Below are 15,115 nucleotides of genomic sequence, written 5' to 3' on the forward strand. Positions count from 1 at the left end.
TTTTGGCGAAGAGACAGATTTTCAGCCTGATACAGATAACATCAGAACGCACAAAGCGGTCTGATAACAGAATTTGCCTGGCGGCTGTAGCGCGGTGGTCCCACCTGACCCCATGCCGAACTCAGAAGTGAAACGCCGTAGCGCCGATGGTAGTGTGGGGTCTCCCCATGCGAGAGTAGGGAACTGCCAGGCATTAATTAAAGTGAAGAAGCCCGTCCTGCCGGATGGGCTTTTTTGCGTCTGTGGTGAACACAGCCGTTGTGACCTGGATGTAGGCCTGATAAGCGCAGCGCATCAGGCAATYCCGCACCACGTAAAAACTTGTCCTGCTACCCRCGCACGAGATTGAGCAACGGGTAGGGGCGCCCAAGATCGTCCACCTCTGTACGTCCCGTCACGCTAAATCCCATCTTCTTATAGAATCCAACCGCTTGTTCATTCTGTTCGTTAACGTTAGTTGTTAGCGTGGAACTCATTGATAAAGCATGTTCAATCAGCAGCTTACCAACGCCACTACCACGCACATCCGGATCGACAAACAGGGCATCTATATGCTGATCGGTCAGGAGCATAAAGGCGACTGGCTCATCCTGATTTGTCACTGCAACCCATAGAGGGGCTTCTGGTAAAAAAGAACGTACCAGCTGTTCCAGTTCAACCCGATAATCCGCAGAGAGGAAATGGTGCGTGGCATCCACTGAGCGACACCAAATAGAAACTAACTTGTCTCCTTCGTCCTGACGCGAACGACGGATGGTAAAGGTCATAGCATTCTCCTTTTTTCTTTACTGCACTATTCTACAGCAAGGAACCGTGAAACTTTCTCAACTTGAGGATGTAGGCTCGACATTCTGCTGATTCCTGGGTATCTTCAGCTATCTGGATGTCTAAACGTTTAAACGTGTGTAGTGAGGTTATCAGGTTATGCCAATTCGCGTGCAGGACGAACTACCCGCCGTCAATTTCTTGCGTGAGGAAAACGTCTTTGTCATGACGACATCCCGCGCTTCCGGTCAGGAAATCCGTCCACTGAAGGTACTTATCCTCAACCTGATGCCGAAGAAGATTGAAACGGAAAACCAGTTCCTGCGTTTATTGTCTAACTCACCGCTACAGGTAGATGTTCAGCTATTGCGCATCGATGCCCGCGAGTCACGCAACACCCCAACGGAGCATCTGAATAACTTTTACTGTAATTTCGAGGATATCTGCGATCAGAACTTTGATGGACTGATCGTTACAGGGGCGCCGCTGGGTCTGGTTGAGTTTAATGACGTGGCTTACTGGCCGCAGATAAAACAGGTTCTTGAGTGGGCTAAAGATCACGTTACCTCGACGCTGTTTGTCTGCTGGGCGGTACAGGCTGCATTGAATATCCTTTATGGCATTCCCAAGCAAACTCGCACGGATAAACTCTCCGGCGTCTATGAGCATCATATTCTGCATCCTCATGCGTTGCTGACACGCGGATTTGATGATGCATTTTTGGCCCCTCATTCGCGCTATGCCGACTTCCCTGCCGCACTTATCCGCGACTATACCGATCTCGAGATTTTTGCCGAAACGGAAGAGGGCGATGCCTATCTGTTCGCCAGCAAAGATAAACGCATTGCCTTTGTGACGGGTCATCCGGAGTATGACGCGCACACGCTCGGTAGCGAATATTTTCGTGACGTTGAAGCGGGCTTATCCCCGGAAGTACCCTATAACTACTTCCCGAAAGATGACCCGCAAAACAAACCGCGGGCAACCTGGCGTAGCCATGGCAATCTGTTGTTTACCAACTGGCTCAACTATTACGTCTACCAGATCACGCCATATGATCTGCGTCACATGAATCCAACGCTGGATTAATCTTCTGTAGCAGACGATCCTTAAGCGTTTCAGCATGTTGAATCAGGCACCTTCGGGTGCCTTTTTTATTTCCGAAACGCACCTCACTGTGTAATTAAATTTTATTTATATTGTTATCAATAGGTTAATGGATAATTAATTTAAAAATGGAAATTGTTTTTGATTTTGAAATTTAAATGAGTAGTCTTAGTTGTGCTGAACGAAAACCGCACAACGATCCTTCGTTCGCATTGGGGATGTGTTTGGATCACTGACGAGGAACTACGCAATGAATCAACAGGCAACGACAACCGATGAACTGGTCTTCACCAGGCCGCGTGGCGAACAGGAGCAGCAAATCCTGACCGGAGAAGCGGTGGAGTTTCTGACTGAACTGGTGACAAGATTTACGCCTAAGCGGAATAAGCTTCTGGCTGCGCGGATCCAGCAGCAGCAGGATATTGATAACGGTAAGTTGCCTGATTTTATTTCGGAAACAGCTTCCATTCGTGAGGGCGACTGGAAAATTCGCGGTATTCCTGATGATTTACTGGATCGCCGCGTAGAGATTACCGGACCGGTTGAGCGCAAGATGGTCATCAACGCGCTGAACGCGAACGTCAAAGTCTTTATGGCTGACTTTGAAGATTCGCTGGCCCCTGAGTGGAGCAAAGTTATCGACGGGCAGATCAACCTGCGCGATGCGGTTAATGGCACCATTAGTTACACCAACGAAGCGGGTAAAATTTATCAACTTAAACCCAATCCAGCTTTATTGGTGTGTCGTGTGCGTGGTCTGCATCTGCCGGAAAAACACGTCACCTGGCGTGGCGAATCCATCCCGGGCAGCCTGTTCGATTTTGCACTCTACTTCTTCCACAACTACAAAGCGTTGCTGGCAAAAGGCAGTGGCCCGTATTTCTATCTGCCAAAAACGCAGGCCTGGCAAGAAGCTGCCTGGTGGAGTGAAGTGTTCAGCTATGCAGAGGACCGCTTTAACCTGCCGCGCGGCACCATCAAAGCGACCCTGCTGATTGAAACGTTGCCCGCTGTTTTCCAGATGGATGAGATCCTGCACGCGTTGCGTGACCATATTGTGGGCCTGAACTGTGGCCGCTGGGATTACATTTTCAGCTATATCAAAACCCTGAAGAACCACCCGGACCGCGTGCTGCCGGACCGTCAGGTGGTGACGATGGATAAGCCATTCCTTAGCGCCTACTCGCGTCTGTTGATTAAAACCTGTCATAAACGCGGCGCGTTCGCGATGGGCGGCATGGCTGCGTTCATTCCCAGTAAAGATGCCGAGCGTAACAACCAGGTTCTGACCAAGGTAAAAGCGGATAAAGCGCTGGAAGCGAATAACGGTCATGACGGTACATGGATTGCCCATCCGGGCCTGGCAGATACCGCAATGACGGTATTCAACGACGTGCTCGGAGAAAACAAAAATCAGCTGTTTGTGACGCGTGAAGAAGATGCGCCAATTACCGCCGAACAGCTGCTGGCACCGTGCGACGGTGAGCGTACCGAAGAGGGTATGCGCGCCAATATCCGTGTCGCGGTGCAGTATATCGAGGCGTGGATCTCCGGTAACGGCTGCGTGCCGATTTACGGTCTGATGGAAGATGCGGCCACCGCCGAAATCTCCCGCACCTCCATCTGGCAGTGGATCCACCACCAGAAAACGCTCAGCAACGGCAAGCCGGTGACCAAACCGCTGTTCCGCCAGATGCTGGCCGAAGAGATGCTGGTGATTCAGGACGAACTGGGCGAGCACCGCTACAGCAGCGGGCGTTTTGACGATGCCGCGCGTCTGATGGAGCAAATCACTACCTCTGATGAACTGATCGATTTCTTGACCCTGCCAGGTTACCGCCTGCTGGCTTAACTCACCACATAACAATATGGAGCATCTGCACATGAAAACCCGTAATCAACAAATCGAAGAATTACAGAAAGAGTGGACTCAACCGCGCTGGGAAGGCATCACCCGTCCATATAGCGCGGAGGATGTGGTGAAATTACGTGGCTCGGTCAACCCGGAATGCACGCTGGCGCAGCTTGGTGCGGCGAAAATGTGGCGTCTGCTGCACGGTGAGTCGAAGAAAGGGTATATCAACAGCCTCGGCGCGCTGACCGGCGGCCAGGCGCTGCAACAGGCGAAAGCCGGTATTGAAGCGGTTTACCTTTCTGGCTGGCAGGTGGCGGCAGATGCCAACCTGGCCTCCAGCATGTATCCGGATCAATCGCTGTATCCGGCGAACTCCGTCCCGGCAGTGGTGGATCGGATCAACAACACTTTCCGTCGTGCGGATCAGATCCAATGGTCAAGCGGTATTGAGCCGAACGATCCGCGCTACGTGGATTACTTCTTGCCGATCGTTGCCGATGCGGAAGCGGGCTTTGGCGGGGTTCTGAACGCGTTTGAACTGATGAAATCGATGATTGAGGCTGGTGCAGCAGCCGTTCACTTCGAAGATCAGCTCGCATCAGTGAAAAAATGCGGTCACATGGGCGGTAAGGTGCTGGTGCCGACTCAGGAAGCTATTCAGAAACTGGTGGCGGCCCGTCTGGCTGCCGACGTGATGGGCGTGCCGACGCTGGTGATTGCGCGTACCGATGCTGACGCAGCTGATTTGATTACCTCTGACTGCGACGCCTACGACAGCGAGTTCATTACTGGCGAACGTACCTGCGAAGGCTTCTTCCGTACACATGCTGGTATTGAGCAGGCGATCAGCCGCGGTCTGGCCTACGCGCCATATGCGGATCTGGTGTGGTGTGAAACTTCCACACCAGACCTCGAACTGGCGAAGCGCTTTGCCGATGCCATTCATGCGAAATTCCCAGGTAAACTGCTGGCCTACAACTGTTCGCCGTCGTTTAACTGGCAGAAAAACCTGGATGATAAAACCATTGCCAGCTTCCAGCAGCAGTTGTCGGACATGGGCTATAAATACCAGTTCATTACCCTGGCAGGTATTCACAGCATGTGGTTCAACATGTTCGACCTCGCGCACTCCTATGCGCAGGGTGAAGGCATGCGCCACTATGTTGAGAAGGTGCAGCAGCCAGAATTTGCGGCGGCAAAAGACGGTTACACCTTCGTGTCCCACCAGCAGGAAGTGGGTACCGGCTACTTCGATAAAGTTACCACCATCATTCAGGGCGGCGCCTCTTCCGTTACCGCGTTAACGGGTTCCACCGAAGAATCGCAGTTCTGATCAATGCCCGGTGGCGCTGCGCTTGCCGGGCCTACGAAGGGATGTAGGCCGGAAAAGCGCATGCGCCATCCGGCATGACGTTGTGCCGGATGGGAGATATCGATGACGCGTGGCCTGGAATTACTGATTGCTCAGACAATTTTACAAGGTTTCGACGCCCAGTACGGGCGTTTTCTGGAAGTCACCTCCGGCGCGCAGCAGCGTTTTGAACATGCCGACTGGCATGCGGTTCAGCAGGCGATGAAAAGCCGTATTCACCTTTACGATCATCATGTGGGTCTGGTGGTGGAACAGCTGCGCTGCATTACTGACGGCAAAAGTACCGACGCGGATTTTTTGCTCCGCGTGAAAGATCATTACACCCGGCTCTTGCCGGATTATCCGCGCTTCGAGATTGCGGAGAGCTTCTTTAACTCCGTTTACTGCCGGTTATTTGACCACCGCTCGCTGACTCCCGAGCGGCTGTTTATTTTTAGCTCTCAGCCAGAGCGCCGTTTTCGCACGATCCCCCGCCCGCTGGCGAAAGACTTTTTTCCCGATACCGGCTGGGAGTGGCTGCTCACCCGCGTTCTCAGCGATCTGCCTCTGCGTCTACCGTGGCAGAACAAACATCGTGATATCCACTACATCATTGAACACCTGACCGAAACTCTGGGTGCGGATGTGTTGCCGCGCTGTCATTTACAGGTGGCGAACGAACTGTTTTATCGCAATAAGGCCGCCTGGCTGGTCGGTAAGCTGATTACCCCTTCCGGGACGCTGCCGTTTTTATTGCCAATCCACCGGACTGACGAAGGCGAACTGTTTGTCGATACCTGTCTGACCACGACGGCGGAAGCGAGCATTGTGTTTGGTTTTGCCCGCTCCTACTTTATGGTTTACGCTCCGCTGCCCGCGGCGTTAGTGGAGTGGTTGCGCGAGATCCTGCCCGGTAAAACCACCGCTGAATTGTATATGGCGATTGGTTGTCAGAAACACGCGAAGACCGAAAGCTACCGCGAGTATCTGCTTTATCTCGCTGATTGCGATGAGCAATTTATCGAAGCGCCGGGGATCCGCGGCATGGTGATGCTGGTGTTTACCCTACCGGGCTTCGACCGGGTGTTTAAAATCATCAAAGACAAATTTGCGCCGCAAAAGGAGATGTCCGCCGCGCACGTCCGCGCCTGCTACCAGCTGGTGAAAGAGCACGATCGCGTCGGGCGCATGGCCGATACCCAGGAGTTTGAAAACTTTGTGCTGGATAAACGGCAAATCGACCCGGCGCTGATGGCGCTGCTACTACAGGAAGCGCCGGAAAAAATTACCGATCTCGGCGATCAGATTGTTATTCGCCATCTGTATATCGAACGGCGCATGGTGCCGCTGAATATCTGGCTGGAGCAGGTCGAAGGCCAGCAGCTGCGCGACGCGATAGAAGAGTACGGCAACGCCATTCGTCAGCTGGCCGCCGCCAATATTTTCCCGGGAGATATGCTGTTTAAGAACTTCGGCGTGACCCGCCACGGGCGCGTGGTGTTCTACGACTACGATGAAATTTGCTATATGACGGAGGTGAATTTCCGCCATATCCCACCGCCGCGCTACCCGGAAGATGAGATGAGCGCTGAACCGTGGTACAGCGTGTCGCCGGGGGATGTCTTCCCGGAAGAGTTTCGTCACTGGCTATGTGCCGACCCGCGCATCGGGCCGTTGTTTGAGGAGATGCACGCTGACCTGTTCAGCGCCGACTACTGGCGAGGGCTGCAAACGCGGATCCGGGAAGGTCACGTGGAAGATGTTTACGCTTACCGTCGTCGGCAGCGGTTTAGCGTACGTTATGAAACCGACCGTAGGCCGGATAAGGCCCTTGCGCCGCCATCCGGCAATGTACGCCGTGCCTGATGGCGCTGCGCTTATCAGGTCTACAAATCAGTCCCAACCCTTGCTTATCTAAACCCGCCGTACGCCAGCGTGACTTCTTTCGCTGCTTTGATCGCCATTGCGCCAAACTCGGTCACGCGGTCATCGGTAATACGTGAAATTGGCCCGGAAATGGAGATGGCGGCGAACGGCTCACGGTGTTCATCATAAATGCACGACGCCACGCAGCGCAGGCCCAGCGCGTGTTCTTCATCATCAAAGGAATAGCCGCGCTTACGTGTCTGCGCCAAATCCTCTTTCAGATGGACCGGCGACACCAGCGTGGCATGGGTATACGCGTGTAGCCCTTTGCGGTGCAGCAGACCGGTAACCTGTTCTTCACTCAATTGAGATAAAAATGCCTTGCCCGCACCGGAGGCGTGCATCGGCAGCTTGCCGCCGATAGGCGCAGACATGCGCATCAACTGGGTGCACTGCACCTGGTCGATAATAATGGCCTGATGGTCGCTTTGATCCAGCACGGCCAGGTTTACCGTCTCACCCGAATCTTCCATTAGTTTGCGCAGAATGGGGTGCACAATCGCCAGCAGATTGCGGCTTTGCAAAAAGCTGCTGCCGACGATAAACGCATGCGCACCCACGGCCCAGTGGCCTAATTCGCCCACCTGGCGGACAAAACCTTGCTGCTGCATGGTAGTCAACAGACGGTGGGTTGTTGAGTTCGGCAGACCGGCTTGCTGCGCCAGCTCGGTTAGCGCCACGCTGCCGTTGGATTCCGCAATCCACTCCAGTAGCTTCAGACCCCGGGTCAAAGACTGAACCTGCCCGGTTGCAGGCGTAGTGGCAGCGGCGGGTTTTCTACCGCGTTTCGCGGGGACAGGGGCAACCATGGCGGACTCCTTTTCTGTATCGTGGAAATCATTTTCGTTTTATTCGATTATAATGCAAGAATTCCTGTACTGATCGGATGAGTGAAGCTGAACATGTCTCATGTTGGCCGTTGTTCTCTTTTCCGCCTCTCAGGTTTGTGCCAGTATGGCCTGTTGAGTTTTTTTCGGTCTGGTTGAGCGTTGTCGGGAGCGAGTGTGAGCAGCAAAGTAGAACAATTACGTCAGCAGTTAAATGAACGTATTCTGGTGCTGGACGGCGGGATGGGCACCATGATCCAGGGATATCGTCTGAGCGAAGAGGATTTCCGCGGCGAGCGCTTCGCCGACTGGCCTTGCGACCTGAAGGGCAACAACGACCTGCTGGTTCTCAGCAAGCCGGAAGTGATTGCCGCGATCCATAACGCCTACTTTGAGGCGGGCGCGGATATCATCGAAACCAACACCTTTAACTCCACGACTATCGCCATGGCGGATTACCAGATGGAATCCCTGTCGGCGGAAATCAACTTTGCGGCGGCGAAGCTGGCGCGCGCGGTGGCAGACGAATGGACGGCGCGCACGCCGAACAAACCGCGCTATGTCGCGGGCGTGCTCGGTCCAACCAACCGTACGGCCTCTATCTCGCCCGACGTCAACGACCCGGCATACCGCAACATTACCTTTGACCAGCTGGTGGCCGCCTATCGCGAATCCACCAAAGCGCTGGTGGAAGGCGGCAGCGACCTGATTCTGATTGAAACCGTCTTCGATACCCTCAATGCTAAAGCCGCTATTTTCGCGGTAAAAACCGAGTTCGAAGCGCTGGGCGTCGAGCTGCCGATTATGCTTTCCGGCACCATTACCGATGCATCCGGACGTACGCTTTCCGGCCAGACCACCGAAGCGTTCTATAACTCATTGCGCCACGCCGATGCGCTGACCTTCGGTCTGAACTGCGCCTTAGGCCCGGACGAGCTGCGCCAGTACGTGCAGGAGCTGTCACGCATTGCCGAATGCTACGTCACCGCGCACCCGAACGCCGGGCTGCCGAACGCCTTCGGCGAGTACGACCTCGACGCCGACACCATGGCGACACAGATTCGCGAATGGGCCGAGGCCGGTTTCCTCAATGTGGTTGGCGGTTGTTGCGGCACCACGCCGGAACATATCGCCGCGATGAGCCGGGCGGTAGAAGGTTTACCGCCGCGCAAGTTGCCAGAAATCCCGGTGGCCTGCCGGCTGTCCGGCCTTGAACCGCTGAACATTGGCGACGATAGCCTGTTTGTTAACGTCGGCGAACGTACCAACGTCACCGGTTCAGCGAAATTTAAGCGTCTGATCAAAGAAGAGAAATACAGCGAAGCGCTGGACGTCGCCCGCCAGCAAGTGGAAAGCGGCGCGCAGATTATCGACATCAACATGGATGAGGGGATGCTCGACGCCGAAGCGGCGATGGTGCGCTTCCTCAACCTGATTGCCGGCGAGCCGGACATCGCCCGCGTGCCGATTATGATCGACTCCTCGAAATGGGAAGTCATCGAAAAAGGACTGAAGTGCATTCAGGGTAAAGGCATCGTTAACTCCATCTCGATGAAAGAGGGGGTGGAGATCTTTATCCATCACGCGAAGCTGCTGCGTCGCTACGGTGCTGCGGTGGTGGTGATGGCCTTTGACGAACAGGGCCAGGCGGATACCCGCGAACGTAAAATTGAGATTTGCCGCCGGGCGTACAAAATTCTCACCGAAGAAGTGGGCTTCCCGCCGGAAGACATCATCTTCGACCCAAACATTTTCGCCGTCGCAACCGGGATTGAAGAGCACAACAACTACGCGCAGGACTTTATCGGTGCCTGTGAAGATATTAAACGCGAGCTGCCGCACGCGCTGATTTCCGGCGGCGTCTCTAACGTTTCCTTCTCGTTCCGCGGCAACGACCCGGTACGTGAGGCTATTCACGCGGTATTCCTCTACTACGCGATTCGCAACGGGATGGATATGGGCATTGTCAACGCCGGACAACTGGCTATCTATGACGACCTCCCGACCGAACTGCGCGACGCGGTTGAAGATGTGATCCTCAACCGTCGTGAAGATGGTACCGAGCGTTTGCTGGAACTGGCCGAGAAATATCGCGGCAGTAAAACCGACGACACCGCGAATGCCCAGATGGCGGAGTGGCGTAGTTGGGACGTGAAAAAGCGCCTTGAATACTCGCTGGTGAAAGGCATTACCGAATTTATCGAGCTCGACACAGAAGAAGCGCGCCAGCAGGCCGAACGCCCGATTGAGGTGATCGAAGGGCCGCTGATGGACGGCATGAACGTGGTCGGCGACTTGTTCGGCGAGGGCAAAATGTTCCTGCCGCAGGTGGTGAAATCCGCCCGCGTGATGAAGCAGGCGGTGGCTTACCTCGAACCGTATATCGAAGCCAGTAAAGAGAAAGGCTCCAGCAACGGCAAGATGGTCATCGCCACCGTGAAGGGCGATGTGCACGACATCGGCAAGAACATCGTTGGCGTGGTGCTGCAATGTAACAACTACGAAATCGTCGATCTTGGCGTGATGGTGCCCGCGGAGAAAATCCTCAGAACGGCGCGTGAAGTGAATGCCGATCTGATTGGCCTTTCCGGGCTTATTACCCCGTCGCTGGACGAAATGGTCAACGTGGCGAAAGAGATGGAGCGTCAGGGCTTCACCATCCCACTGCTGATTGGCGGCGCGACCACCTCAAAAGCGCACACCGCGGTGAAAATTGAGCAGAACTACAGCGGCCCGACGGTTTACGTGCAGAACGCCTCGCGTACCGTGGGGGTTGTTGCCGCGCTGCTCTCCGACACCCAGCGCGATGACTTTGTCGCCCGTACGCGTAAAGAGTACGAAACCGTGCGCATCCAGCATGCGCGTAAGAAACCTCGCACGCCGCCGGTAACGTTACAGGCCGCACGTGATAACGATCTGGCCTTCGACTGGGAAAGCTACACGCCGCCGGTCGCGCATCGGTTAGGCGTGCAGGAAGTCGAGGCCAGCATCGAAACGCTGCGCAATTACATCGACTGGACGCCGTTCTTTATGACCTGGTCGCTGGCCGGGAAGTATCCGCGCATCCTCGAAGATGAAGTGGTGGGCGAAGAGGCGAAGCGCCTGTTCAAAGACGCCAACGACATGCTGGATAAACTCAGCGCTGAGAAGACCCTGAACCCGCGCGGCGTGGTGGGGTTGTTCCCGGCTAACCGCGTGGGTGACGACATCGAGATTTACCGTGACGAGACGCGTACGCACGTTATCAGCGTTAGTCATCACCTGCGCCAGCAGACGGAAAAAGTCGGCTTCGCCAACTACTGCCTGTCTGACTTTGTCGCGCCGAAACTGAGCGGCAAAGCGGATTACATCGGTGCTTTCGCGGTGACCGGTGGTCTGGAGGAGGATGCGCTGGCGGACGCCTTCGAAGCGCAGCATGACGACTACAACAAGATTATGGTGAAAGCCATCGCTGACCGTCTGGCGGAAGCATTCGCGGAATATCTGCATGAGCGCGTGCGTAAAGTCTACTGGGGCTATGCGGCGAATGAGAACCTCAGTAACGAAGAGCTGATCCGCGAAAACTACCAGGGCATTCGCCCGGCGCCGGGCTACCCGGCGTGCCCGGAACATACCGAAAAGGCCACCATCTGGGAGCTGCTGGACGTCGAAGCACATACCGGGATGAAGCTCACCGAATCCTTCGCCATGTGGCCTGGCGCCTCGGTTTCCGGCTGGTATTTCAGTCATCCTGACAGTAAGTATTACGCCGTGGCGCAAATTCAGCGCGATCAGGTTGAAGATTATGCCTTCCGTAAAGGCATGAGCGTGGCAGAAGTTGAACGTTGGTTAGCGCCTAATCTGGGCTACGACGCCGATTGATTCACAAAACTGTCATCTTTCTTTACAACAAACAGGGCACTCAATGAGTGCCCTGTCTCTTTCTTACGTTTAAACCCTTATACTGAAAGAACGTTCATCGGCACTGTTTGCCGGATGGCTCATTTTTGTAGGCCTGATAAGCGTAGCGCCGTCAGGCGGTATGTCATTGCGATGAACCTCAGGAACATATAACGATAAGGAGAACCTGATTCCGTGCTAACTCTGTTACACCTGCTTTCTGCTGTCTCTATGCTGGTTTGGGGCACACATATTGTGCGTACCGGCGTGATGCGCGTCTTTGGCGCCCGTTTGCGTACCGTACTCAGCCGTAGCGTTGAAAAGAAGCCGCTCGCCTTTTGTGCGGGTATCGGCGTGACGGCGCTGGTACAAAGCAGCAACGCCACCACCATGCTGGTGACCTCGTTTGTCGCCCAGGACCTCGTGGCGCTTACCCCGGCGCTGGTCATTGTGCTGGGCGCCGACGTGGGGACCGCGCTGATGGCGCGTATCCTGACCTTCGATCTCTCATGGCTATCCCCACTGCTGATTTTCATCGGCGTGATCTTTTTTCTCGGGCGTAAGCAGTCCCGCGTGGGGCAACTGGGGCGGGTTGGCATCGGGCTGGGGTTGATTTTACTGGCGCTGGAGCTGATTGTGCAGGCGGTCACGCCAATAACCCAGGCTAACGGCGTACAGGTTATTTTCGCCTCGCTGACCGGCGATATTATGCTGGATGCGCTGATTGGCGCTATGTTCGCGGTGATCAGTTACTCCAGCCTGGCGGCGGTTTTGCTGACGGCAACCCTGACCGCTGCCAGCATTATCTCGTTTCCTGTCGCGTTGTGCCTGGTGATTGGCGCCAACCTTGGTTCCGGCCTGCTGGCGATGCTCAACAATAGCGCGGCTAACGCTGCTGCTCGTCGCGTGGCGCTTGGCAGCCTGCTGTTTAAGCTGGTGGGGAGTCTGATTATCCTGCCGTTTGTTCATCCGTTGGCGAATCTGATGGATGAGCTGCCGCTGCCGAAATCTGAGCTGGTCATTTATTTCCATGTTTTCTACAACCTGGTACGTTGCATAGCGATGGTGCCGTTCGCCGAACCGATGGCGCGTTTTTGCAAACGTATTATCCGTGATGAGCCGGAACTGGACGCCCACCTGAAGCCTAAGCATCTGGACATCAGCGCACTGGATACCCCAACCCTGGCCCTGGCCAATGCCGCCCGTGAAGCCCTGCGTATTGGCGATGCGATGGAGCAGATGATGGACGGGCTAAAGAAGGTGATGCACGGTGAACCGCGTGAAGAGAAAGAGTTGCGCAGGATGGCAGACGATATCAACGTGCTGTACACGGCGATTAAGCTCTATTTGGCGCGGATGCCAAAGGATGAACTGGCAGAAGAGGAATCACGCCGTTGGGCGGAGATTATCGAAATGTCGCTCAACCTTGAACAGGCGTCGGATATTGTTGAGCGTATGGGCAGCGAGATTGCCGACAAGTCGCTGGCAGCGCGTCGGGCCTTCTCTGTAGAAGGGCTGAAAGAACTTGATGCACTGTACGATCAACTGCTCAGTAATCTGCAACTGGCGATGTCGGTATTCTTCTCTGGCGACGTGACCAGCGCCCGTCGTCTGCGCCGCAGCAAGCACCGTTTCCGCATCCTTAACCGTCGTTATTCACATGCGCACGTGGATCGTCTGCATCAGCAGAACGTGCAGAGCATTGAGACCAGTTCCCTGCACCTGGCGTTGCTGGGCGATATGCAGCGTCTGAACTCACTGTTTTGCTCTGTGGCTTACAGCGTGCTGGAACAGCCGGATGAAGACGACGAGCGTGAGTACTAACAAGGACAGGTGACATGTTGCCCGGTGGCGCTGATGCTTACCGGGCCTGCGGATAACCGTCAATGTTGTCGTCTACCTTGATGCCGGATAAGGCGAAGCCGCCATCCGGCATCAGACAACAAATCAACTAAAAGCAGTGACCTGCCTCAACGGCAACCGCCTCTTCACCCGCTTTAAAGATATACGTGGTGTTCGGGCCGCCAAGCACGGATTGACCGTTGCTCACTTTGATCCAGTTCCCTTCTGGCAGACCAATCACCGTCAGTTCCGGCGCCACAACCAACAGCTCGCGAATACGCTGTTCACGCGTTTCGCCTTTATGGCCTTCCGGTAGCGCGTTGGTGAAGTGCGGGTTAATCTGCAGCGGGAAAAGACCCAGCGCATCAAAGCCTTTTGGATCGACAATCGGCATGTCGTTGGTGGTGCGGATGGTCTGGCAGGCAAGGTTGGAACCTGCGCTCCAGCCGATGTACAGCGCGCCGCGTTTGACGACATCGACAATCGGCGCCAGCAGTCCACGCTCGCGGCTCTCTTTCAGCAACTGGAAGGTGTTACCCCCGCCGACAATCACCAGTTCGGCGTTTTCAATGGCTGCAATCGGATCGGTAACGGTATGAATGCCAGTAACGTTAACGCCCATTGGCGCAAAGATGGCTGCCGTTTTCGCCGTGTACTCATCCCAGGTTTGCGTCACGCCGGCAAATGGAATAAACACCGCCGTGCGGCGACCGTTCAGTTGCTCTGCGATCAGCGGCAGCGCATGTTCCATCCAGCCTTTGCCCGGCAGCGTCGAGTTACTCAATAAAAGCAGTTCCATCATTTCTCCATGTAATCAGAAAATTACAAACCGCGGTCATGCTACCACTATCGATCTAACGCCTTCCTGATATGGCTCACGATGTTGAAAGAGGAGACAGATGCTGAGACTATTTTTTAAGCGTCAATTCAATACCGAGCGCCTTCATCACTGCAAGCGTAGTTTTCAGCGTTGGGTTACCTTTCTCACTAAAAGAGCGATAAAGTTGTTCGCGGGATAATCCCGTTTCTGCCGCGATGTTCGCCATTCCCTTAGCGCGAGCCACCACGCCCAATGCTTTTGCAATGTACGCTGCATCGCCTGTTTCGAGGGCATCGGCCATAAAAACGGCAATTTCTTCATCATCGACCAGCGCAGTTGCGGGATCGTACTGCGTAAGTTTATTCATGGTGGAAGATCTCTTGATAATCCAGTGAACGGGCGAGCATTCTCCAACAGGTTTGACATCACCAGCTAAACCATGAGCCAAACGAAAAAGGCGTGTAGCAATGAGCGTTTTAGCTCTCCTGTCCCGTAAGTTTTGCTCCCAACGCTGGAAAACCATTGTCTGAAGAATTTCCATGAGTACGTTCCATGTATTTTATAAACTACATTCTGAATTGACAAGTTGAGACTAGAGAATAAAAAATGGGGAGTATGGGGAAATGTTGGGTGGAGGAAACAGGAAAGCGCCTCGCAATAATACGTAGTTTTTCAGGACGCTGCGGTTGATACGAGAAACGATAACAGGGGATAGGGGCGGCTTTGTGCCAAAAGCGGAAGTT

10 protein-coding genes and 1 rRNA gene are annotated in these 15,115 nt (G+C 54.6%); 7 read left to right on the forward strand and 4 right to left on the reverse strand.

Annotated features, from left to right (window positions below; all coding sequences use genetic code 11):
* The first annotated feature begins 76 nt into the window (after positions 1-76).
* Positions 77-192 (forward strand): 5S ribosomal RNA (rrf, locus tag JSN25_RS06750).
* A gap of 137 nt (positions 193-329) precedes the next feature.
* Here the strand turns inward: rrf and JSN25_RS06755 are convergent.
* Positions 330-767 carry an acetyltransferase gene (locus JSN25_RS06755; RefSeq protein WP_038636168.1) on the reverse strand — a complete coding sequence of 146 codons (438 nt, stop codon included), beginning with the start codon at positions 765-767 and terminating at the stop codon, positions 330-332.
* 157 nt (positions 768-924) lie between these two features.
* Here JSN25_RS06755 and metA point away from each other — a divergent pair, with 157 nt between their 5' ends.
* From metA to aceK, 4 genes are all read left to right on the forward strand, one after another.
* Positions 925-1,854, forward strand: a complete 930-nt coding sequence (gene metA / locus JSN25_RS06760; RefSeq protein ID WP_042313076.1) for a homoserine O-acetyltransferase MetA — start codon at positions 925-927, stop codon at positions 1,852-1,854.
* 268 nt (positions 1,855-2,122) lie between these two features.
* Positions 2,123-3,724, forward strand: coding sequence for a malate synthase A (gene aceB, locus JSN25_RS06765; protein WP_042313075.1), 1,602 nt, complete (start codon positions 2,123-2,125; stop codon positions 3,722-3,724).
* 31 nt (positions 3,725-3,755) lie between these two features.
* A complete protein-coding gene (aceA, locus tag JSN25_RS06770) occupies positions 3,756-5,060 on the forward strand; it encodes an isocitrate lyase (RefSeq protein WP_038636179.1) in 1,305 nt (434 codons plus the stop codon).
* A 102-nt stretch (positions 5,061-5,162) separates the two neighbouring features.
* Positions 5,163-6,944 (forward strand): bifunctional isocitrate dehydrogenase kinase/phosphatase, encoded by a 1,782-nt coding sequence (aceK, locus tag JSN25_RS06775; RefSeq protein WP_085049567.1) that lies wholly within the window; start codon positions 5,163-5,165, stop codon positions 6,942-6,944.
* A gap of 44 nt (positions 6,945-6,988) precedes the next feature.
* On the opposite strand, the gene iclR is transcribed toward aceK, so the two are convergent.
* Entirely contained in the window at positions 6,989-7,813 is an 825-nt protein-coding gene (iclR, locus tag JSN25_RS06780; protein ID WP_038636184.1) for a glyoxylate bypass operon transcriptional repressor IclR, read from the reverse strand.
* Positions 7,814-8,008: 195 nt separating this feature from the next.
* On the opposite strand from iclR, the gene metH reads away from it, so the two are divergent.
* Both metH and JSN25_RS06790 read left to right on the forward strand, forming a co-directional pair.
* Positions 8,009-11,692, forward strand: coding sequence for a methionine synthase (gene metH / locus JSN25_RS06785; protein WP_204525552.1), 3,684 nt, complete (start codon positions 8,009-8,011; stop codon positions 11,690-11,692).
* 213 nt (positions 11,693-11,905) lie between these two features.
* Positions 11,906-13,534: a Na/Pi cotransporter family protein gene (locus JSN25_RS06790; RefSeq protein WP_038636190.1), complete on the forward strand. Its 1,629-nt coding sequence runs from the start codon at positions 11,906-11,908 to the stop codon at positions 13,532-13,534.
* Between the two features lie 127 nt (positions 13,535-13,661).
* Here the strand turns inward: JSN25_RS06790 and pepE are convergent, their stop codons facing one another.
* Positions 13,662-14,351: a dipeptidase PepE gene (pepE, locus tag JSN25_RS06795; protein WP_085049569.1), complete on the reverse strand. Its 690-nt coding sequence runs from the start codon at positions 14,349-14,351 to the stop codon at positions 13,662-13,664.
* A 109-nt stretch (positions 14,352-14,460) separates the two neighbouring features.
* Positions 14,461-14,739 carry an addiction module antidote protein gene (locus JSN25_RS06800; RefSeq protein WP_085049570.1) on the reverse strand — a complete coding sequence of 93 codons (279 nt, stop codon included), beginning with the start codon at positions 14,737-14,739 and terminating at the stop codon, positions 14,461-14,463.
* Between the last annotated feature and the right edge of the window lie 376 nt (positions 14,740-15,115).

Origin of the sequence: Citrobacter cronae, assembly GCF_016893685.1 — a bacterium.
Lineage (GTDB): Bacteria > Pseudomonadota > Gammaproteobacteria > Enterobacterales > Enterobacteriaceae > Citrobacter > Citrobacter werkmanii.

Excerpts from the sequence above, each read along its gene's own strand:
- aceA (WP_038636179.1), top strand. The coding sequence starts at position 3,756 with ATGAAAACCCGTAATCAACAAATCGAAGAATTACAGAAAGAGTGGACT.
- pepE (WP_085049569.1), bottom strand. The coding sequence starts at position 14,351 with ATGGAACTGCTTTTATTGAGTAACTCGACGCTGCCGGGCAAAGGCTGG.
- aceK (WP_085049567.1), top strand. The coding sequence starts at position 5,163 with ATGACGCGTGGCCTGGAATTACTGATTGCTCAGACAATTTTACAAGGT.
- iclR (WP_038636184.1), bottom strand. The coding sequence starts at position 7,813 with ATGGTTGCCCCTGTCCCCGCGAAACGCGGTAGAAAACCCGCCGCTGCC.
- JSN25_RS06800 (WP_085049570.1), bottom strand. The coding sequence starts at position 14,739 with ATGAATAAACTTACGCAGTACGATCCCGCAACTGCGCTGGTCGATGAT.
- metA (WP_042313076.1), top strand. The coding sequence starts at position 925 with ATGCCAATTCGCGTGCAGGACGAACTACCCGCCGTCAATTTCTTGCGT.
- aceB (WP_042313075.1), top strand. The coding sequence starts at position 2,123 with ATGAATCAACAGGCAACGACAACCGATGAACTGGTCTTCACCAGGCCG.